Origin of the sequence: Micromonospora sp. CMU55-4 (assembly GCF_011602315.1) — a bacterium.
In the GTDB taxonomy this organism is placed as follows: Bacteria; Actinomycetota; Actinomycetes; order Mycobacteriales; family Micromonosporaceae; genus Micromonospora; species Micromonospora chalcea.
In genome coordinates this window covers 86610-106748 of the sequence record NZ_JAAOLH010000009.1, presented here as the reverse complement: position 1 = coordinate 106748, position 20139 = coordinate 86610, and the positions used below count along the sequence as shown (strand labels likewise).

Here is a 20139-nt window from a genome sequence, read left to right as displayed (position 1 = left end):
CCACTCGTCCGCCCGCTTCCGGGATCCGCCCGCCCGCTCCTGCCCCCGTCCGCCGGCTTCCGCCTGCGTCGGCCCGCTCGCTTCTCCTCCGCCCACCGGTTCCGGCCTGCGTCGGGCCGTCCACTGCTGGCTCAGTCCGCCAGTTCCGCGTCATCCGACGGCCGCTCCCATGCCGTCCGCGGAGACCGCCCAATCTCCCACTATCCGGGATCTGGAAGGTCATATCCCGAGATCCGTGTAGATCTTGGTAGGAATCGGCCCCTGGAGGGGCCATTTCGTACCAAGATCTCGCGCTTTGGCGGTCGATCATGAGGTTAGCGGCGGTTATGGAGATCGAAAACGCCGCCAACCTCATGATCAACCGGGCAGGGCAGGGCAGGGGGAGAGACGGGGGAGCCCGGTCCGCCTGGGGGCGGGCCGGGCTCCGGGTGGGGCGGGGTGGGTCAGCCGGCGTGCTTGCGGCGGGCCGCCATCCGGCCGCGCTGGGTCTGGTCCAGCACCACCTTGCGGATGCGCACCGCGGCCGGGGTGACCTCGACGCACTCGTCCTCGCGGCAGAACTCCAGCGCCTGCTCCAGGGACAGCTTGCGCGGCGGGATCAGCTTCTCGGTCTCGTCGGCGGTCGACGAGCGCATGTTGGTGAGCTTCTTCTCCTTGGTGATGTTGACGTCCATGTCGTCGGAGCGGGAGTTCTCGCCGACGATCATGCCCTCGTACACCTCGGTGCCCGGCTCGACGAAGAGCTGGCCGCGCTCCTGGAGGTTGGTCATCGCGAACGCGGTGACCGCGCCGGCCCGGTCGGCGACCAGCGACCCGTTGTTGCGGGTGCGCAGCTCGCCGAACCACGGCTCGTACGACTCGAAGACGTGGTGCAGGATGCCGGTGCCGCGGGTCTCGGTGAGGAACTCGGTGCGGAAGCCGATCAGGCCGCGCGCCGGGACCAGCCACTCCATCCGGATCCAGCCGGTGCCGTGGTTGACCAGCTGCTCCATCCGGCCCTTGCGGGTGGCCAGGAGCTGGGTGATCGCGCCGAGGTACTCCTCCGGGGCGTCGATGGTCAGCCGCTCGACCGGCTCGCAGGTCTTCCCGTTGATCTCCCGGGTGACCACCTGCGGCTTGCCGACGGTGAGCTCGAAGGACTCGCGGCGCATCTGCTCGACCAGGATCGCCAGGGCCAGCTCGCCGCGGCCCTGCACCTCCCAGGCGTCCGGCCGCTCGGTGGGCAGCACCCGCAGCGACACGTTGCCGATCAGCTCCTTGTCGAGCCGGTCCTTGACCATCCGGGCGGTGACCTTGGCGCCCTTGACCCGGCCGACCAGCGGCGAGGTGTTGGTGCCGATGGTCATCGAGATGGCCGGCTCGTCCACGGTGATCAGCGGCAGCGGCACCGGGTTCTCGGCGTCGGCGAGCGTCTCACCGATCATGATCTCCGGGATGCCGGCCACGGCGATGATGTCGCCCGGCCCGGCGGACTCGGCCGGCTTGCGCTCCAGGCCCTCGGTCATCAGCAGCTCGGAGATGCGTACCCGCTGGGTGCTGCCGTCGGTGCGGCACCAGGCCACGGTCTGGCCCTTGCTGATCGTGCCCTGGCGGACCCGGCACAGCGCGAGCCGGCCCAGGAACGGCGAGGCGTCGAGGTTGGTGACGTGCGCCTGCAGCGGCGCGCCCTCGTCGTACGCGGGGGCCGGGATGGTGTCCAGCAGGGTGCGGAACAGCGGCTCCAGGTTGCTGCTGTCGTCCGGGACCGCGCCGTCGGCGGGCTGGGTCAGCGAGGCGATGCCGTCGCGGGCGCAGGCGTAGACGATCGGGAAGTCGATCTGCTCCTCGTCGGCGTCCAGGTCGAGGAACAGCTCGTACGTGTCGTCGACGACCTCCTTGATCCGGGCGTCCGGACGGTCCACCTTGTTGATCACCAGGATGATCGGCAGCCGCGCGCGCAGCGCCTTGCGGAGCACGAACCGGGTCTGCGGCAGGGGGCCCTCGCTGGCGTCGACCAGCAGCACCACACCGTCGACCATGGTCAGGCCGCGCTCGACCTCGCCGCCGAAGTCGGCGTGACCGGGGGTGTCGATGATGTTGATGGTGACCGGTTCCGAGCCGTCCGCCGGCAGATACCGCACGCCGGTGTTCTTGGCGAGGATGGTGATGCCCTTCTCGCGCTCGAGGTCCATCGAGTCCATGACCCGCTCGGTGTTCTCACCGCGGGCGCCGTAGGCGCCGGCCTGCCGCAACATGGCGTCGACCAGGGTCGTCTTGCCGTGGTCGACGTGGGCGATGATGGCGACGTTGCGGAGGTCGGTGCGTAGCTGCATACCCTCCATACTCCTGTCTGCGGTAGCCCGGGCACGCCTCGGGGTCACCCCGAGATCGCCCGGATCTGCGTCGAAAGTGCTGTGCCGACCGTTCCAGCGACTGGCATGCTGACACCCGTGCGGGGTGTCCGATGCCTGACCTGCTGAGCTGGCTGCAGGAGCTGCCGCCCCTGCTGATCTACCTGGCCGCCGCGGCGATCGTCGCGGCGGAGACCGCGGTGATCGTCGGGCTGCTGATGCCCGGCGAGGCGACCCTGCTTCTGGTCGGCTTCCTAGCGTACGCGGGGACGCTGCGCCTCGCGCCCGTGCTGGTGGCCATGACCGCCGCCGCCGTGATCGGAGACACACTCGCGTGGCGGGCCGGGCGGCGGTACGGCCCACGGCTGCGCGCCTCGGGGGTGGGTGCCCGGATCGGGGCGCACCGGTGGCGGCGGGCCGATTCGCTGCTGGACCGGCTGGGCGGTCGCGGCGTGCTGGCCGCCCGCTGGATCGCGTTCGCCCGTACGCTGGCGCCCCGGCTGGCCGGGTCGGCCGGAATGCCGTACCGGCGGTTCGCGCCGTGGAACCTCGCCGGGGTGGCGAGCTGGGTCGGCGCCTCGGTGCTGGCCGGTTACCTGGCCGGGGAGTCGTACGAGCGGGTGTCGAAGCTGCTCGGCCAGGCCACCGGGGCGGTGCTGGCCCTGCTGCTGTGCCTGCTCGGCGTGGTGCTGGCGGGCCGCTGGCTGGGGCGCAACCCGGACCCGGTGCGCGCGCTGGCCGCCCGGGCCGCCGCGCTGCCGCCGCTGCGCTGGCTGCGGTCCCGGTACGGCGTGCTGTTCTTCCTGGTCGCGATGCGGGTCGGCCCGGCCTGGAGCCTGCTGGTCAACCTGGTGCTGGGGCTGGCGCTGCTGTTCGTCGCCGGGCTGGCCGTGGCGCTGCTGCTGGAGGCGGTGGTCCGGCACAGCGGGCTGGGTGTCCTCGACGGGCTGGTCTCCGACTGGTTCGCCGCCCGGCGTACCCCCGGGGTGGTCGACGCGGCGCAGGCCGCGGTGTCGGGGCTGCGCGGCTGGCTGCTCATCGCCGCGGTCGCCGTGGTGGCCGCCGTGGTGACGGGGCGGGGCCGGCCGTGGCGGGCCGACCCGCTCGGGGTGCTGGGCACCGTCGGCGCGGCGGTGCCGCTGGTGTTGCTCGTCGTTGTCGCGGAGCTGACCGATCCGGGTGGCCCGGACCGGGCCGGTGACCTGTTCCCGACCCAGAACGCGGTGGTGACGGCGAGCTTCGGCACGCTGGCCTGGCTGCTGTCCCGCGGCGTGCGCTGGCCGGTCGGCGTGGCCGTGTGGACGGCCGCGTCGGCAGGCGTGGTCATGGTCACCGGCGCGCGGCTCTACCTGGGACTCAGCACCGCGAGCGGCACCGTCACGGCGGTGCTGCTGGGCCTCGCCTGGACCACCGTGTTCGTGGTGGCGTGGGCGACCCGGGACCGGCTGGCGGACGGCGCCGAGCGGCCGGACCCGGCGGACGGCGGCCCGGCCCCACGGGACGCGCCGCCGCGGCCCCGGCGGCGCCGGTCGGCGTCTCGGGTACCCCGCGGACCTGCCGATCCTTGTTAGGGTGCGCCGACGGCAACGACGGGGGAGGTCGGATGCGGCGAGGATTCGGCAGGTGGGCCGCGGTGGCGGTGGCAGCGCTGCTCGCGACGGGCACGCTGACGGCGTGCGGCGAACAGGAACGGCCGGTCCGCGAGGTCGCCGCGGACCTGCCCACGGCGGCGCCGGCGGACGAACCGCAGGAGGCGCCCGCCGACGCGCCCAGCGAGGAGCCACCGGCGGTCGCGGCGATGGGTGGGCGGCCCAGCCCGAGCGCGTCGGCGAAACCGAAACCGGCCGCGAAGCCGTCCCGCACGTCCACGGCCCCGCTGGCCAAGCCGAAGCCGCCGACCGAGACCCAGGTGCCTCCCGCCCCGCCGAAGCCGGCGGACGAGGGCTGTAAGCCGAGCTACCGGGGCACCAAGGCCAGCCAGAGCCAGGTGAAAGCGGCGCTCGCCGATGCCGCGGCGCGCACCTACTGGCCCACCTCGGCGCCGGACATCCGCATCCCGTCGGCCCTGATGAAGGCCACCGCCTGGCAGGAGAGCGGGTGGCAGTCCAACATCATCGCCTGCGATGGCGGGGTCGGGCTGATGCAGGTCATGCCGGCCACGGCGGAGTGGATGAACCAGCGGTTCGGGCAGTCGTACGACATCGACGCCTACCGCGACAACGCCTACCTGGGCGGCACGTACCTGGCCTGGCTGACCAAGTACATCGGCGACATGTACTTCGAGTCCGACTACCGCCTCGACGCCTCGCTGTGCACGTCCACGTTGAACTCCTGCCTGCTCAACGCCGTGATCGCGGCGTACAACTACGGGCACGGCGCGGTGGCGCGGGAGGACCAGCCGCTGACCATCCCCAACCCGCAGTACGTGCGCAACGTGCGGGCGCTGATGACCCAGTGCGAGTGCCTGAGCTTCTGAGCGAACGAGCGAACGAGCGAACGAGCGGACAAACGAACGGGCGGGGCCGGCGAACGTGCCGGCCCCGCCCGTCTGTCCAGGTCAGTCCCGCGCGGGCACCGGCTCGGCCGGCGCGTCGACGGCGTCGCTGGGCGCGTCGGCGTCCCGGGTGATCCGGCCGGGCCACCAGAACCGGTCGCCGAGCAGGAACGCCAGCGACGGCACCAGCACGGTACGGACCAGCAGCGTGTCCAGCAGCACACCGATGCAGACGATGATGCCGATCTGGGTGAGCGTGATCAGCGGCAGCACGCCGAGCACCGCGAAGACCGCGGCGAGCAGCACGCCCGCGCTGGTGATGACGCCGCCGGTGACCCGCAGCGCCGACAGCATGCCGTCGCGGGTGCCGGTGCGCCGGGCGTCCTCCCTGGCCCGGGTGACCAGGAAGATGTTGTAGTCGACGCCGAGCGCCACCAGGAAGACGAACGCGAGCAGCAGCACCCCGCTGTCCAGCGCCGGGAAGTCCAGCACGTGGTCGAAGAGCAGCCAGGCCGCGCCGAGGCTGGCGAAGAACGACGCGATCACGGTCACCACCAGCAGCAGCGGCGCCAGGATTCCGCGCAGCAGCAGCACCAGCACCGCGCCGACCAGCAGCAGGATGAGCGGCAGGATCAGCTTGAGGTCCTTGGTGTTCGCCTCGTTCGAGTCGTAGGTCGCGGCGACCGAACCACCGACCAGGGCGCCGTCGGGGGCGTCCGCGCCGTCCACGGTGGGCGGCGCGGAATCCGGTACGGCGGCCACGGCGTCGCGCAGCGCCACCACGGCCCGGTCGGAGGCGGCGCTGCCGGGCTCGGCGGTGAGCACCACGTCGATCTGGGCGACCCGGTCTCCGGCGGCGCCCGGCCGGGCCGAGGCGACCCCGTCGACGTCGGAGGCGGCGGCGAGCACCGCCGGGGCGGCCTGCGGGTTGGTGAGCACCGCAACCGGCTGGGTGCTGCCGGCCGGGAACGCCCGGGCGAGCGTCTCCGCCCCGGCGACCGCCTCCGGCTTCTCACTGAACTGCTCGGTCTCGGACAGGCCGGTGCGGATGCCGAGGCCGCCGAGGGCCAGGCCGGCGAGCAGCAGTACGGCGAGCGCGGCGACCGGCAGCGGCCGGCGGATGACCATCTCGCCGAGGCGGCCCCAGATCCGGCCCTCGCGGGCGGCGCTGCCGACGCGGGGGATGAACGGCCAGAACAGGCCCCGGCCGAACAGCAGCAGGGCCGCGGGGAGCACGAACAGGGCGGAGAGCATGGCGAGGATCACACCGGTGGCGCAGGCGATGGCGAGCGCCCGGTTGGTCTCCTGCTCGGACAGCAGCAGCGTGAGCACGCCGAGGACGACGGTGCTGCCGCTGGCCAGGATCGGTTCGGCGGTGCGGCGCAGCGCCGAGCGCATGGCGGCGAACCGGTCCTCCTCCCGGCGCAGCTCCTCCCGGTAGCGGGCGATGAGCAGCAGGGCGTAGTTGGTCGCGGCGCCGAACACCAGCACGCTGGCGATGCCGGTGACCTGGCCGCTGGGCAGGTAGATGCCGAACGCGGGCACGAGGGACTCCACCACGCGCAGCGTGATCTGCTCGGTCGCGCCCACCACGAGCAGCGGTACGAGCCACAGGAACGGGCTGCGGTAGGTGACCAGCAGCAGCACCGCCACCACGGCGGCGGTGACCAGCAGCAGCGTGGTGTCCGCGCCCTGGAACACCTTGCCCAGGTCGGCGGTGAACGCGGGCCCGCCGGTGACCTCGACGGTCAGCTCGCCGGGCAGGTCACCGACCGCCTCGCGGAGCTTCTCCACCTCGTCGACCACCGCCGACGGGCCGCCCTCGGTGGACAGCGGCACCGCGACCAGCGCCACGGTCCCGTCCGGGGAGACCTGGGCGGGGGAGACCCGGCCGCCGGCGGCGAGTGAGTTCAGCTGGCCGGCGAGGCCGTCGAGCTGGCCCCGGTCGGCGCCGCTCAGCGGAGCCTGGTCGGCGCGGCTGACCACGACCAGGGCGGTCTGGGCGTCCTTGGAGGGCAACTGGTCCTGCAGCCGTTCGACCTGCGTCGACTGCCATTCCACGGACAGGCCGGTGCCGGAGACCGGGTCGGGATTGTCCGGCTTCGGCGGCCCGAAGGCGACTACGCCGACGACGAGCGCGACGGCCAGGGTGAGCCAGGCGGCGAGCCGGCCCCGGACGACGCGGGAGAACAGTGACATCGGATGCCCTCACTATTGGTCGCGGAGGATTCTCTCTGAACGAGTATCTTGATAGGCGAGATTATCCGGGGTGGTTCTATGCTGCAACCGGATCAGTTCGGGCAGGGGGTGTCGGCGAGCGGTGGCGCACAGGATGTACCGGCGACGGGACGACCCGCGCGGGCGGATGATCGCCGAGATCACCAACGACCTGCGGCGCTACTCCGTCGACGCCCAGCACATCGGGCACGCCTTCGCCGGGCTGCACGGGCTCAACGCCACCGACCTGCACGCGCTGATCGCGGTGATGGAGGCCGAGCTGGTCGGCGACCCGATCACCCCGGGCCGCCTCGGTGAGGCGCTCAACATCTCCTCCGGGTCGGTGACAGCGCTCGTCGACCGCCTGGAACGCGGCGGTCACATCCGCCGCGACCGGGACACCGCCGACCGCCGCAAGATCCTCCTGCACTACGCCGACCGTGGCGCCACGCTGGCGCAGAGCTTCTTCGGCCCGCTCGGGCGCCGCACCGACGAGGTGATGGACCGCTTCACCGACGACGAGCTGGCCGTGGTGCAGCGGTTCATGGCGGAGATGGTGCGCTCCATGCGTACCCACCGGGACGAGATCCGCGCCGCGCCCCGCCGCGGCGCCGCACCCGGCCCCGGCGAGGGCGACTGACCGTGCGGCTGGTCACCCGGGCCGCCGCCGCGGCGCTGCGACTACCGGCCGCCCGCACCGGGCGGGTCACCGTCACCCGGGACATCCCGGTCCGGGTCCGCGACGGGGTGACGCTGCGTGCCGACCACTACGCACCCGACCTGCCCGGCGCGCACTGCGTGCTGATCCGCACCCCGTACGGGCGGGGCGGGCCGATCCGCCTGCTCGGCCGCCTGATCGCCGAGCGGGGCTTCCACGTGGTCATCCAGTCCTGCCGCGGCACGTACGGCTCGGGCGGCGAGTTCGCGCCACTGGTGCACGAGCGCGACGACGGCCTCGACACGCTGGACTGGCTGCGCCGCCAGCGGTGGTGGACCGGCGCGTTCGGCATGTTCGGCGCCAGCTACCAGGGCTTCGTGCAGTGGGCGCTCGCCGCCGAGGCGGGCGACGAGCTGCGCGCGATGGTCGCCGTGGTGACCGCGTCGGGCACCCGCGACTCCACGTACGCGGGGGAGTCGTTCGCCCTGGACACGGTGCTCACCTGGGCCGAGCTGCTCCAGGCGCAGACGGTGCCCTGGCTGGCCCGGCAGTGGGAACTCAAGCGCGGTCAGCCCCGCCTCGTCCGTGCCCTGGCGCACCTGCCGCTGGCCGAGGCGGACCGGGTCGCCACCGGTGTCACGGTGCCGTTCTTCCAGGAGTGGCTGCGCCACCACACCCCCGACGCCGACTACTGGCGTACCCGGGTCTTCGGCGAACGGATCACCGAGGTGCGCGCCCCGGTCGCCATGGTCAGCGGCTGGCAGGACATCTTCCTGCCGGCCCAACTCGACGACTACGCCCGCCTGCGGGCCGCCGGAGCGCGACCCCGCCTGGTCGTCGGCCCCTGGACCCACGGCAGCCCGGGGCTGCTCCTGGCGTCGCTGCGCGAAGGGCTGGACTGGCTCAACACGCACCTGGCGGGGCGGCCCGCGCCGCAGCGCGCGCCGGTGCGGGTGCACGTCGGCGGCGCCGGCGGCGGCTGGCGTGACCTGCCGGACTGGCCGCCGCCCGCCACGCCCGTGCGGTGGCACCTGCGCCCCGGCGGCGGGCTCGCCCCGGAGCCGCCGGAGTCCGGCACCACGCCCGACCGCTTCTGGTACGACCCGGCCGACCCGACCCCGTCGCTGGGCGGGCCGCTGCTCGTGGCCCAGCGCGCCGGGGCGGTGGACAACCGGCCGGTGGAGGCCCGGCCGGACGTGCTCACCTACACCAGCGGGCCGCTGCCCGAGCCGGTCGAGGTGACCGGGCCGGTACGCGCCGAGATCCACGTGCGCAGCGAACTGTCGTACCTGGACGTGTTCGTGCGTCTGTGCGACGTGGACCGGCGGGGGCGTTCCTGGAACGTCTGCGACGGGCTGGTCCGGGTCGAGCCGGGCCGGTTCCCGCGTGATCCGTCCGGTGTGGTCGCCGTGCCGGTGACGCTCTGGCCGACCGCGTACCGCTTCGCGCCCGGGCACCGGCTGCGGGTCCAGGTCTCCGGTGGCGCCCACCCCCGGTACGCGCGCAATCCCGGCACCGGTGAGCCACTCGGCACTGCCGTGACTCTTCGTGCTGGTTGGCGAGAGATTCTCAGCGATCGTGAGCATCCCTCGGGGTTGGAGCTGCCGCTCACGCGGACACCGTCCACAGCGGGCTGATAGTCCAAAAAACCGTCCCTGAGCTGGGCACTTCTGCCTAACCGTGGTTAAGCTCGGAGCAAGTGCCCGGTGCCGTGCAGTTATCCGGCGGGGCGCGTCCGCGGATCGCACGCCATCACGCGGTGTGATTGTCGTGCCCTCGCCGGTCATCGATCGGAAGGGGATCTGCCATGACGTCGGCCCCGGCGAACCTGCTGGCCGTCCGGAACCTGTTGCTCACCTATCTCAACGTCGACAAGAAGGCCGTACGCGCCGACGACCTGGAGCCGGCGGAGGTCGGCATCGTCGGCGACCCCAACCACCGGGGCGGCTACCACTGCGGATCCGACCGGGTCGTGACGAACGACTACTCGGTGGTGGAGTCCACCCGGGACCGGTCCGGCCTGACCCTGTACGCGTCCGCGTTGGACGTCGGCACGTTCTCCGTCCGCTCCGGCGGCGGTACGCACAACCTGCGGACGTTCTCCACCTGGATGGTGGCGCAGTGCATGGCGAACGCGGCCGACACCCGGGACATCCGGGAGATCATCTACTCCCCGGACGGGCGGACCGTGCGCCGCTGGGACCGGCTGGGACGGCGCACCAGCGGCGACAGCAGCCACCTGTACCACACGCATTTCAGCTTCTTCCGTGACTCGACAAAGGCGGGGCGTGACCTGACCCCGCTGTTCCGCCGCTATCTGACCGCGATCGGAATGATCGCCACCGCGAAACCGGAGGACGACATGGAACAGACCGACCGGCTCATCAAGGACACCGGCTCGAAGAACCGCACTGTGGGCGACGTCCTGGCCGACCTGCAGAACCTGCGCAACTGGCTGATCTCGCCGGCCAATACCGCCGGGCTGGTCAACCCGCCCATGCCCAACTCGCCGTTGCAGCAGATGCTGGCGATGCTGCGCGCCTGGCCGGCGCTGGTCGCGCAGGTGAACGAGTTGTCCGGCCGGGACTTCACCGACGAGCAGCAGATCGTCTCCGGTGTGCTGGCCGGGTTGCCGCCGGAGAAGATCGCCGAGGCCATCCCGCCGCAGATCGCCCGGGACGTGGCCGACGAGTTGTCCCGGCGGTTGATCGCCTGACGGTCCGGCGCCGCGACCGCGGGTCGCGGCGCCGTCGGCCGGCGCATTCCGCAAGAGTTGTTGCGCAACAGCTCTTGCGGATGTGAGACTCGGGCGCATGGAACAGCGGACCGTCCGGCAGATCACCGACTCGCGGGTGCTCGCCGCGCTCGCCCACCCACTGCGCCGCCGGCTCATGGACGTGCTCAAGGTGTACGGCCCGTGCACCGTCGGCATGCTCGCCGACCGCACCGACCAGGCGCCGGCGAACGTGAGCCACCACCTCAAGGTGCTGGCCGCCGCCGACCTGCTGGTCGAGGCGCCCGAGCTGGCACGCGACCGCCGGGAACGCTGGTGGCGGCTGCGCGATCGCGGGGTGCGCTGGTCCAACAGCGACTTCGGCGACGACCCGGCGGCCCGGGTGGTGGCCGACGCGGCCAGCTCGCTCAACCTGGAGCGGCACGCCGAGCTGGTCCGCGCCTGGCACGCCGCCCCCGACGAGGCGCACGCCGCGTGGGGAGAGGGGCCGTTCAGCACCGACAAGTGGCTGCACCTGACCCCGGACGAGCTGGCCGAGCTCAGCCGTGAGGTGATCGCGCTGTTCGCACGGTGGGCCGACCGGCCGGCGCCCGAGGACGGGCAGCGCCGCGAGCCGGTCTTCGTGTTCGCCCACGGCGTCCCGAGCCGGCCGTGACCGTCCACCGCGTTCCGGCGCCGTGCGGGAACGCCTTACCGGGACGCCCGTCGTGACCGCCCCCGCGCGCATGTCGGGGCCGGCCGCGCCGACGCGCGGAGGGCTGTTCCGGCACCGCGACTTCCGGCTGCTCTGGACCGGCCACACGGTGAGCGCCGTCGGCAGCAACATGACCGCAGTGGCGCTGCCCCTGGTCGCGGTCGCGGTGCTCGACGCGAGCACGTTCCAGGTGGCGGTGCTCACCGCCGCGGCGTGGCTGCCCTGGCTGCTCGCCGGCCTGCCGGTCGGGGCGTGGGTCGACCGGGTCCGCCGCCGGCCCGTGATGATCGCCGCCGACCTCGCCGCCGCCGCGCTGTTCGCGAGCGTCCCGGTGGCCGCCCTGCTCGGCCTGCTCACCGTCGGGCACCTGCTGGTCGTGGCGCTCGGCGCCGGCCTGGCCCGGGTCTTCTTCGAGACCGCCGACCAGGTCTACCTGCCCACGCTGCTGCGTCCCGAGCAGGTGCCCGAGGCGAACGCCCGGCTGCACGCCACCCAGACCGCGAGCTACCTCGTCGGCCCGGGACTGGCCGGTCTCGTCGCCCAGCTCGTCGGCGCGGTGACCGCGGTGGCGCTGGACGCGCTCACCTTCCTGCTGTCCGCGCTCTGCCTGCGCCGGATCAGCGCGGTCGAGGCCCGGCCGCACCGGAACGCCGGGACGACGTCGCTGCGCCGCGAGGTCGCCACCGGACTGCGGTTCGTCGTCCGCGACCCGTACCTGCGGGTGCTGACGGTCTTCGGGGCGGCGAGCAACATCGGGCTCACCGGCTACCAGGCGGTGCTCGTGGTGTTCCTGGTGCGCTCGGCCGAACTCCCGGCGGGCCTGGTCGGCCTCCTGATCGGACTCGCCAGCCTCGGCGGCGTGATCGGCGCCGCGCTCGCCGCGCGCCTGGCCCGCCGGATCGGTAGCGCCCGGACGCTGCTGGTCGCCGGCGCTCTCACCGGGCCGCCCGCGCTGCTCATCCCGCTCGCCGGTCCCGGCGCTCGGACCGCCTGGCTGGTGCTCGGCGGTGTGCTCGTGAGCCTGGGCGTCGCGATCGGCAACGTGGTCAAGGGCAGCTTCCGGCAGACGTACACCCCGCACCGGCTGCTCGGCCGCGTCACGGTGAGCATGCATCTGCTCAACTACGGCACCATTCCGCTGGCCGCCCTGCTCGCCGGCGCGCTGGGCGCGGCCTGGGGGCCGGGTGGCGCGATCCGGGTGATGACCGCGTGGCTGGCGCTGACCCCGCTGATCCTGCTGGCCGGGCCGCTACGGAGACGGCGCGACCTGCCGGCCGCGCCGTCCTGATGATGCGCTGCGGCGGCGGTCGGAGCCCCGACCGCCGCCACCGGCACGTCACTACATCGGACGGACGTTGTCCGCCTGCGGGCCCTTCTGGCCCTGGGTCACCTCGAACTCGACCTTCTGACCCTCGTTCAGCTCGCGGTAGCCACTGCTCTGGATGGCCGAGTAGTGGACGAACACGTCCGGGCCTCCGCCGTCCTGCTCGATGAAGCCGAAGCCCTTTTCCGAGTTGAACCACTTGACCGTGCCGGTTGCCATGCGTCTCTCCCTGTTCAATGCGGGCGAGCACCGGCCCCGCGGCCGGTGGTCGCCCTGTACCACCCCGACAGTAACCGTCCGGACCGCAATCCGCTGCCGGAAGTGCGCGGCGCGCCCATGAATACGTGCCGCGCCGGGAAAATGACCCCGGCGTCGGGCGGGGCGCGGCATGCTTGCCCCGATGAGCACGCAGACGGCTCTGGCCGACCTGGAACAGGAGATCGCGGTGCCCGGCGCGGGCCCGGACCGCCTGCGTCTGGTCGACACGCCGTTCGTGCCCGAGGTGCGCCTGCACCTGGCCGAGGACGCGATCCTGTGGTGGGCCCGGATGGAGGCCGCCGCCGGGCGGTCGCTGCCGCCGCCGTACTGGGCGTCGGTCTGGGCCGGCGGGCAGGCGCTGGCCCGGCACCTGCTCGACCACCCCGAACTGGCCGCCGGGCGGCGGGTGCTCGACCTGGCCGCCGGATCGGGGCTGGTCGCCATCGCCGCCGCGCTCGCCGGGGCGGACGAGGTGGTCGCCAACGACATCGACCCGTACGCGGTGGCGGCCGTCACTGTGAACGCCCGCGCCAACCGGGTCCGGGTGGCGGCCGACGGCGACGACCTGCTCGACGGCGTCGCGGGCGCCGACCTGCTGGTGGCCGGGGACGTGCTCTACGACGCCGGACTGGCCGCGCGGGTCCTGCCCTATCTGCGGCGCTGCGCCGACCACGGCGTCGAGGTGCTGGTCGGCGACCCGGACCGGGGTCACCTGCCGCCGCACGGGCTGGAGCTGGTGGCCAGCTACCCGGTGCCGACCACCGAGCCCTCCGTCGACTCCCCGGTACGCCGGGTGCAGGTGCTGCGACCCCGATGACCCTCAGGGATCTCCGGGTCGGGTGTCGGGGGCCACTGGGGGATCATGCCCGATGTGCCGGGTGACCGGCGGGCCATAGCGTGCAGCTCATGAACGATCTCGTGGCCGCCGCCGGTGAGCTGCCCACCACCCTCCTGATGGGTCTGCTGGGCATCGTGATGCTCGCCGACGCCGTACCCCTGATCGGGGTGCTGGTGCCCGGCGACGCGGCGGTCCTCGCGGCGGTCGGCGCCGGTCGCCCGGCCGGCGGGGCCCTGACCGTCGCCGCGGTGGTCACCGGCTGCCTGGCCGGCTGGTCGCTGAGCTTCTTCGCCGGACGGCGCTGGGGCGGGCAGCTGCGGGAGAGCCGGGTCGGCGGCTGGATCGGCGAGTCCCGGTGGACCGCCGCCGAGACGCTGCTGCACCGCGGTGGCGGACGGATCGTGCTGGTGGCGCCGTTCCTGCCGGTGTTCAACGCGCTGCTGCCGCTGGCCGCCGGCGGGCTGCGGATGTCGTACCGGCGGTTCCTGGCCTGCGCGGCGGCGGGGGCGACCGCCTGGGCCGGGCTCTACGTGGCGCTGGGCCTGACCGCGCGGGCGCTGACCGGGCTGCTGCCCGCGGCGCTCAACCCCACGCTGCTGACCATGGCGGTCGGGCTGCTCCTCGCCGGCCCGGTGCTGCTCGCCACCCGGCGCCGCCTGCGCGCGGTCACCGGCTGACCGCGCCCGGCCCGGCCGCCACGGGGGAGGCCGGACCGGGCGTGTTCACCAGCCGCGGGCGCGCCACTGCGGCAGCGCGGGCCGCTCGGCGCCGATGGTGCTGTCCTTCCCGTGGCCCGGGTAGAACCAGGTGTCGTCGGGCAGCCGGTCGAAGAGCTTGGCCTCGACGTCGTCGATGAGCTGCCCGAAGCGCTCCGGGTCCTGGTCGGTGTTGCCGACGCCGCCCGGGAAGAGAGAGTCGCCGGTGAACAGGTGCGGGGTGCCGGAGGGGTCGCGGTAGAGCAGCGCGATCGAGCCCGGCGTGTGCCCGCGCAGGTGGATGACCTCCAGCGCGCAGTCGCCGACCGGCACCGTGTCGCCCTCGCCGAGCCGCTCGGCGGAGATGGGCAGGCCCTCGGCGTCGTCGGCGTGCACGAGCGCGCGCGCCCCGGTCTTGGCCACCACCTCTTCCAGCGCGACCCAGTGGTCCATGTGCTGGTGCGTGGTCACCACGGCGGCCAGCCCGCCGTCGCCGGCCAGCTCCAGCAGGCGTGGCGCCTCGTTCGCGGCGTCGATCAGCACCTGCTCGCCGGTGGCGTTGCAGCGCAGCAGGTAGGCGTTGTTGTCCATCGGGCCCACCGACAGCTTGGTGACGGTGAGCCGGTCGAGGTCGCGCACGGCCGGCGGCCCGCCGGGCGTGACGTCTCCGGTGTAGGTCATGACGATGTTCAGATCCATTCCGGTGGGTTGGGCAGAGGGCCGTCGGGGTCGACGGTGAGCAGCTCGCCCGCGCCCCGGCCGGTCAGCCAGGCGGCGAGTTCCGGCGCGGGGCCGGTGACCGTGGGCGCCCCCTCGGGGTCACCCACGACGAGTTCGGAGGCCGCGCCGTCGAAGCGCAGCACCATGGCCGGCGCGGCCGGATTGCCGGACAGCCCGGTCACCACCTCGTGCAGCAGCCGCTGGGCGAACGCCTCCGGCCAGTCCGCCGGAAGGTAACCGGCCGCCAGGTCGACGTGGTGGACCTCGACCTCGCGCAGCCGGCCCCAGACCAGCATCGCCGCCGGCCAGGGGCCGCGCCGGGTCTGCACGGTGGCGCCCCAGGCGTCCACGGGCATCGCCGCGACCGCCGCGTCGAAGCGCTGGCCGCTGCGGCGTACGTCGTCGAGCAGGTCGGCCGGACCCCGGTCGGCGCCGGCGTCGATGTCGGCGGCGCGCGCCTGCGCCGAGGCGTACATCGGGATGTCCTCGCCGGTGCGCGCGGAGGTGAGCAGGTTGACGAACCCGTCGGCGTTGCGGGCCAGGTGGGTGAGCACGTGCGCCCGGGACCAGCCCGGCAGCAGCGAGGGCGCCGCGACGTCCGCCGCGGTCAGGCCGGACACGGTACGCAGGAGACGGTCGTTCGCCTCGGCCAGCGGGCCGGTCAGCAGCAGGGGGTCGGTGGTCATCGCGTTCTCACGGTTCGACACTAGCGGGCCCGGGCAGGGCGCGCCGCCGGGGAAATCGCTTTCGGCGCGTCGGCGCGGCACCTACCGTCGGGGCCGACGACCTGGGCCGCCCGGTCCGCGTCGTCGCCAACGCGGCACCGGGAGTCGGAGAGGAGGTGGTGTGCATGCCGGTCGCAGCGCGTGTGCTCCACCACGTATCCCTCGACACCGAAGAGGACACCATGACTCTCGACCTGACCGCCCTCGGCTGGGACGCCGGCTGGGCGGCCCACCTCGACCGGCGCGCCGGCCACCGTCCCGGGCGGGTCGCCCGGGTGGACCGGGGCGTCTGCACCGTGCTGAGCCCCCAGGGGCCGGTGCGGGCCAGCCTCGGCGGCGCCGTGCTCGCCGCCGCCGCCCGTGACCTGACCGCGCTGCCCTGCGCGGGCGACTGGGTGCTGCTGTCCACCTGGCCGGACGGCCCGGTCACGGTGGAGGCGGTGCTGCCGCGGCGTACCGCGCTGGTGCGCCGTACCGCCGGCAAGGACGCCAGCGGCCAGGTGCTGGCCGCCAACCTCGACGCCGCCGCGGTGGTCGAGCCGGTGCACCCGGAACCGGACGCCGCACGGATCGAACGGCTGCTCTCCCTGGCGCACGAATCCGGGGCGCAGCCGCTCGTCGTGCTCACCAAGGCCGACCTGGCCGCCGACCCGGAGGCGGTGGCCCGGCAGCTGGCCGACCTCGCGCCGGGCGTGCCGGTGCTGCCGGTCAGCGCCGAGCGGGGCGCCGGCCTTGCGCCGCTGCGCCGGTTCGTCGGCCCCGGGCGCACGCTCGGCCTGCTCGGCCCCTCCGGCGCCGGCAAGTCGAGCCTGGTCAACGCGCTGGCCGGGGCGGACGTGATGCGCACCCAGGCGATCCGCCGCGTCGACGGCAAGGGCCGGCACACCACCACCTGGCGGTCGCTGGTGCCCCTGCCGGGTGGGGGAGCGGTGCTGGACACCCCGGGCGTACGGGCGGTCGGCCTGCTCGACGGCGCGGCCGGCCTGGACCGTGCCTTCGCCGACATCGCCGAACTGGCCGCCGGCTGCCGGTACGGCGACTGCGCCCACGATGCCGAGCCGGGCTGCGCGGTGCGCGACGCGCTGGAGGACGGCGCGCTGCCGGCGCGCCGCTGGGAGAGCTGGCGCCGGCTGCAGCGGGAGATCGAGTTCGAGGGCGGCCGGCGCGCGGCCCGGCTGGCGGCCGAACGGCGGGGCGGCTGGCGTGGCGGGCGGCGACGTACCGGGCGTCCGGCGCCGCCCCCCGCACCCGGGGCATTCTGAACCTGCGCGAGCCGGTCGGGTGGGCGTGAGTGGTTCCCGCCCGACCGGCCTGAGCTGGGGGAATGTTCGCGAGACGGAAGTTGTCATACGTCGGGGCTAGAGTTGCCGAGGCGTCTTCTCTGCGCCCCGACAACCTGTGAAAACCACCCAGACCCGGCGTCTGGTGCACAGATCCGCCTCATATTCTTCTTCCGGGAGCACACGCACCGTGGCCGACCGACTGATCATCCGTGGCGCGCGCGAGCACAACCTGCGTGACGTCAGTCTCGACCTGCCCCGGGACGCCCTGATCGTCTTCACCGGGCTGTCCGGTTCGGGCAAGTCGAGCCTGGCGTTCGACACCATCTTCGCCGAGGGGCAGCGCCGCTACGTCGAGTCGCTGTCGTCGTACGCCCGGCAGTTCCTCGGGCAGATGGACAAGCCCGACGTCGACTTCATCGAGGGCCTCAGCCCCGCCGTCTCCATCGACCAGAAGTCCACCTCGCGCAACCCCCGCTCCACCGTCGGCACCATCACCGAGGTCTACGACTACCTCCGCCTGCTGTTCGCCCGCATCGGAGAGCCGCACTGCCCGATCTGCGGCGAGCGGATCTCCAAGCAGAGCCCGCAGCAGATCGTCGACCGGGTCCTGGCCATGGCCGAGGGCACCCGGTTCATGGTGCTCGCGCCGGTGGTGCGCGGCCGCAAGGGCGAGTACGTCGACCTGTTCGCCGAGCTGCAGGCCAAGGGCTACGCCCGGGCCCGGGTCGACGGCGTGGTGCACCCGCTGACCGAGCCGCCGAAGCTCAAGAAGCAGGAGAAGCACACCATCGAGGTGGTGATCGACCGGCTCAGCGTCAAGCCCAGCGCCAAGCAGCGGCTGACCGACTCGGTCGAGGCCGCGCTCGGTCTCTCCGGCGGCCTGGTGCTGCTCGACTTCGTCGACCTGCCGGAGGACGACCCGGCCCGGGAGCGCCGCTACTCCGAGCACCTGGCCTGCCCGAACGACCACCCCCTCGCGATCGAGGACCTGGAACCCCGGGTCTTCTCCTTCAACGCGCCCTACGGCGCCTGCCCCGAGTGCACCGGCCTGGGCACGAAGAAGGAGGTCGACCCCGAGCTGGTCATCCCCGACCCGGAGCGCACGCTGCGCGAGGGCGCGATCCAGCCGTGGGCCACCGGGCACAACCTCGAATACTTCCTGCGGCTGCTGGAGGCGCTGGGCGAGGCCGAGCACTTCGACATCGACACGCCGTGGCGGAAGCTGCCGTCGCGGGCGCAGAAGACGATCCTGCACGGCTCCGACGACCAGGTGCACGTGCGCTACCGCAACAAGTACGGCCGCGAGCGCTCCTACTACACCGGCTTCGAGGGCGTGGTGCAGTGGATCGAGCGCCGGCACACCGACACCGAGTCGGAGTGGTCCCGGGAGAAGTACGAGGGCTACATGCGGGACGTGCCCTGCGCGGCCTGCGGCGGCGCGCGGCTCAAGCCCGAGGTGCTCGCGGTCACCCTGGCCGGCAAGAGCATCGCCGAGGTCTGCAACCTGTCCGTGGGTGAGGCCGCCGACCTGCTCGCCGGCATCGAGCTGACCGACCGGCAGAAGATGATCGCCGAGCGGGTGCTCAAGGAGATCAACGCCCGGCTGAAGTTCCTGCTCGACGTCGGGCTGGACTACCTCTCCCTGGACCGGCCCGCCGGCACGCTCTCCGGTGGCGAGGCGCAGCGCATCCGGCTCGCCACCCAGATCGGCTCCGGCCTGGTCGGCGTGCTCTACGTGCTCGACGAGCCGTCGATCGGCCTGCACCAGCGCGACAACCACCGGCTCATCGAGACGCTGCTGCGGCTGCGCGGGCTGGGCAACACGCTGATCGTGGTCGAGCACGACGAGGACACCATCCGGGTGGCCGACTGGATCGTCGACATCGGCCCGGGCGCGGGCGAGCACGGCGGCAAGATCGTGCACAGCGGCTCGGTGCCGGCGCTGCTCGACAACACCGAGTCGGTCACCGGGGCGTACCTTTCGGGGCGTAAGTCCATCCCGACGCCTGCCGGCCGCCGCCCGCAGACACCGGGCCGCGAGCTGGTGGTGCACGGCGCGCGCGAGCACAACCTGCGCAACCTCACCGTGAGCTTCCCGCTCGGCCAGCTCATCGCGGTCACCGGAGTCAGCGGCTCGGGCAAGTCGACGCTGGTCAACGACATCCTCTACACGGTGCTGGCCAACCAGATCAACGGCGCCCGGCTGGTGCCCGGCCGGCACACCCGCATCACCGGCCTGGAGCACGTGGACAAGGTCGTCGGCGTGGACCAGTCGCCGATCGGGCGTACCCCGCGCTCCAACCCGGCCACCTACACCGGCGTCTGGGACCACATCCGCAAGCTCTTCGCCGAGACCACCGAGGCCAAGGTCCGGGGGTACGGCCCGGGCCGGTTCTCGTTCAACGTCAAGGGCGGGCGCTGCGAGGCGTGCTCCGGCGACGGCACCATCAAGATCGAGATGAACTTCCTGCCGGACGTCTACGTCCCCTGCGAGGTGTGCAAGGGCGCGCGCTACAACCGCGAGACGCTCGAGGTGCACTACAAGGGCAAGACTGTCGCCGAGGTGCTGGACATGCCGATCGAGGAGGCGGCCGAGTTCTTCTCCGCCATCCCGGCCATCCACCGGCACCTCCGGACGCTGGTCGACGTCGGCCTCGGCTACGTGCGCCTCGGCCAGCCCGCGCCGACGCTGTCCGGCGGTGAGGCGCAGCGCGTCAAGCTCGCCTCCGAGCTGCAGAAGCGCTCCACCGGCCGCACCGTCTACGTGCTCGACGAGCCGACCACCGGCCTGCACTTCGAGGACATCCGCAAGCTGCTGATGGTGCTGGAGGGGCTGGTCGACAAGGGCAACACCGTCATCACCATCGAGCACAACCTCGACGTGATCAAGACGGCCGACTGGCTCATCGACATGGGCCCCGAGGGTGGCCACCGGGGCGGCACGGTCCTCGCCACCGGCACGCCGGAGGAGGTCGCCGAGGTGCCGGAGAGCCACACCGGGCAGTTCCTGCGGCCGATCCTCAAGCTCGACGGCAAGGCCAAGGGCGCCAAGGCGGCCACCAGCCGGGCGGCCAAGGCCAACGGCAACGGCGGCGCCAAGCCGCGGGCCCGCAAGGTGCCGGCCGCGGCGCGCTGACCGACGTCCTCCATGCGATGCCCGGTACGTTGA

The 20139-nt window shown here is 73.3% G+C and carries 16 protein-coding genes; 11 read left to right on the top strand and 5 right to left on the bottom strand.

Going from position 1 to position 20139, the window contains the following annotated elements; genetic code table 11:
- Window positions 1–443 precede the first annotated feature (443 nt).
- On the bottom strand, window positions 444–2312 hold the full coding sequence (gene typA, locus HA073_RS17460; protein ID WP_166456867.1) for a translational GTPase TypA: 1869 nt from the start codon (window positions 2310–2312) through the stop codon (window positions 444–446).
- Window positions 2313–2443: 131 nt separating this feature from the next.
- Between typA and HA073_RS17455 the strand changes: the two genes are divergently transcribed.
- Together HA073_RS17455 and HA073_RS17450 are read left to right on the top strand one after the other, a co-directional pair.
- Window positions 2444–3901, top strand: coding sequence for a DedA family protein (locus HA073_RS17455; RefSeq protein WP_064445291.1), 1458 nt, complete (start codon window positions 2444–2446; stop codon window positions 3899–3901).
- A gap of 32 nt (window positions 3902–3933) precedes the next feature.
- Entirely contained in the window at window positions 3934–4806 is an 873-nt protein-coding gene (locus HA073_RS17450) for a lytic transglycosylase domain-containing protein (RefSeq protein WP_064445292.1), read from the top strand.
- Between the two features lie 81 nt (window positions 4807–4887).
- Here the strand turns inward: HA073_RS17450 and HA073_RS17445 are convergent, their stop codons facing one another.
- Window positions 4888–7023 (bottom strand): efflux RND transporter permease subunit, encoded by a 2136-nt coding sequence (locus HA073_RS17445; RefSeq protein WP_166456866.1) that lies wholly within the window; start codon window positions 7021–7023, stop codon window positions 4888–4890.
- A 133-nt stretch (window positions 7024–7156) separates the two neighbouring features.
- On the opposite strand from HA073_RS17445, the gene HA073_RS17440 reads away from it, so the two are divergent.
- The 5 genes from HA073_RS17440 to HA073_RS17420 all read left to right on the top strand — a co-directional run bounded on the left by HA073_RS17440 (window position 7157) and on the right by HA073_RS17420 (window position 12415).
- Window positions 7157–7681, top strand: coding sequence for a MarR family winged helix-turn-helix transcriptional regulator (locus tag HA073_RS17440; protein WP_064445294.1), 525 nt, complete (start codon window positions 7157–7159; stop codon window positions 7679–7681).
- Between the two features lie 2 nt (window positions 7682–7683).
- Window positions 7684–9336, top strand: coding sequence for a CocE/NonD family hydrolase (locus HA073_RS17435; RefSeq protein ID WP_166456865.1), 1653 nt, complete (start codon window positions 7684–7686; stop codon window positions 9334–9336).
- A 170-nt stretch (window positions 9337–9506) separates the two neighbouring features.
- Window positions 9507–10415 (top strand): hypothetical protein, encoded by a 909-nt coding sequence (locus HA073_RS17430; protein WP_166456864.1) that lies wholly within the window; start codon window positions 9507–9509, stop codon window positions 10413–10415.
- Between the two features lie 97 nt (window positions 10416–10512).
- Complete coding sequence (locus tag HA073_RS17425; RefSeq protein ID WP_043329610.1) at window positions 10513–11088, top strand: helix-turn-helix transcriptional regulator; 576 nt, start codon at window positions 10513–10515, stop codon at window positions 11086–11088.
- Window positions 11089–11140: 52 nt separating this feature from the next.
- Window positions 11141–12415 carry an MFS transporter gene (locus HA073_RS17420; RefSeq protein ID WP_309228038.1) on the top strand — a complete coding sequence of 425 codons (1275 nt, stop codon included), beginning with the start codon at window positions 11141–11143 and terminating at the stop codon, window positions 12413–12415.
- A 51-nt stretch (window positions 12416–12466) separates the two neighbouring features.
- Here HA073_RS17420 and HA073_RS17415 read toward each other — a convergent pair whose 3' ends face one another.
- Entirely contained in the window at window positions 12467–12670 is a 204-nt protein-coding gene (locus tag HA073_RS17415) for a cold-shock protein (protein ID WP_013287480.1), read from the bottom strand.
- 181 nt (window positions 12671–12851) lie between these two features.
- Here HA073_RS17415 and HA073_RS17410 point away from each other — a divergent pair, with 181 nt between their 5' ends.
- Window positions 12852–13526 carry a methyltransferase gene (locus HA073_RS17410; RefSeq protein ID WP_166456863.1) on the top strand — a complete coding sequence of 225 codons (675 nt, stop codon included), beginning with the start codon at window positions 12852–12854 and terminating at the stop codon, window positions 13524–13526.
- A gap of 89 nt (window positions 13527–13615) precedes the next feature.
- Window positions 13616–14224 (top strand): DedA family protein, encoded by a 609-nt coding sequence (locus HA073_RS17405; RefSeq protein WP_043331128.1) that lies wholly within the window; start codon window positions 13616–13618, stop codon window positions 14222–14224.
- Between the two features lie 45 nt (window positions 14225–14269).
- Here HA073_RS17405 and HA073_RS17400 read toward each other — a convergent pair whose 3' ends face one another.
- Together HA073_RS17400 and HA073_RS17395 are read right to left on the bottom strand one after the other, a co-directional pair.
- Window positions 14270–14923: an MBL fold metallo-hydrolase gene (locus HA073_RS17400; protein WP_166456862.1), complete on the bottom strand. Its 654-nt coding sequence runs from the start codon at window positions 14921–14923 to the stop codon at window positions 14270–14272.
- Between the two features lie 8 nt (window positions 14924–14931).
- Complete coding sequence (locus HA073_RS17395; protein WP_069089084.1) at window positions 14932–15648, bottom strand: maleylpyruvate isomerase family mycothiol-dependent enzyme; 717 nt, start codon at window positions 15646–15648, stop codon at window positions 14932–14934.
- Window positions 15649–15869: 221 nt separating this feature from the next.
- Here HA073_RS17395 and rsgA point away from each other — a divergent pair, with 221 nt between their 5' ends.
- Both rsgA and uvrA read left to right on the top strand, forming a co-directional pair.
- Window positions 15870–16949, top strand: a complete 1080-nt coding sequence (rsgA, locus tag HA073_RS17390) for a ribosome small subunit-dependent GTPase A (protein ID WP_166456912.1) — start codon at window positions 15870–15872, stop codon at window positions 16947–16949.
- Between the two features lie 208 nt (window positions 16950–17157).
- Window positions 17158–20106, top strand: coding sequence for an excinuclease ABC subunit UvrA (uvrA, locus tag HA073_RS17385; RefSeq protein WP_043329614.1), 2949 nt, complete (start codon window positions 17158–17160; stop codon window positions 20104–20106).
- Window positions 20107–20139 lie beyond the last annotated feature (33 nt).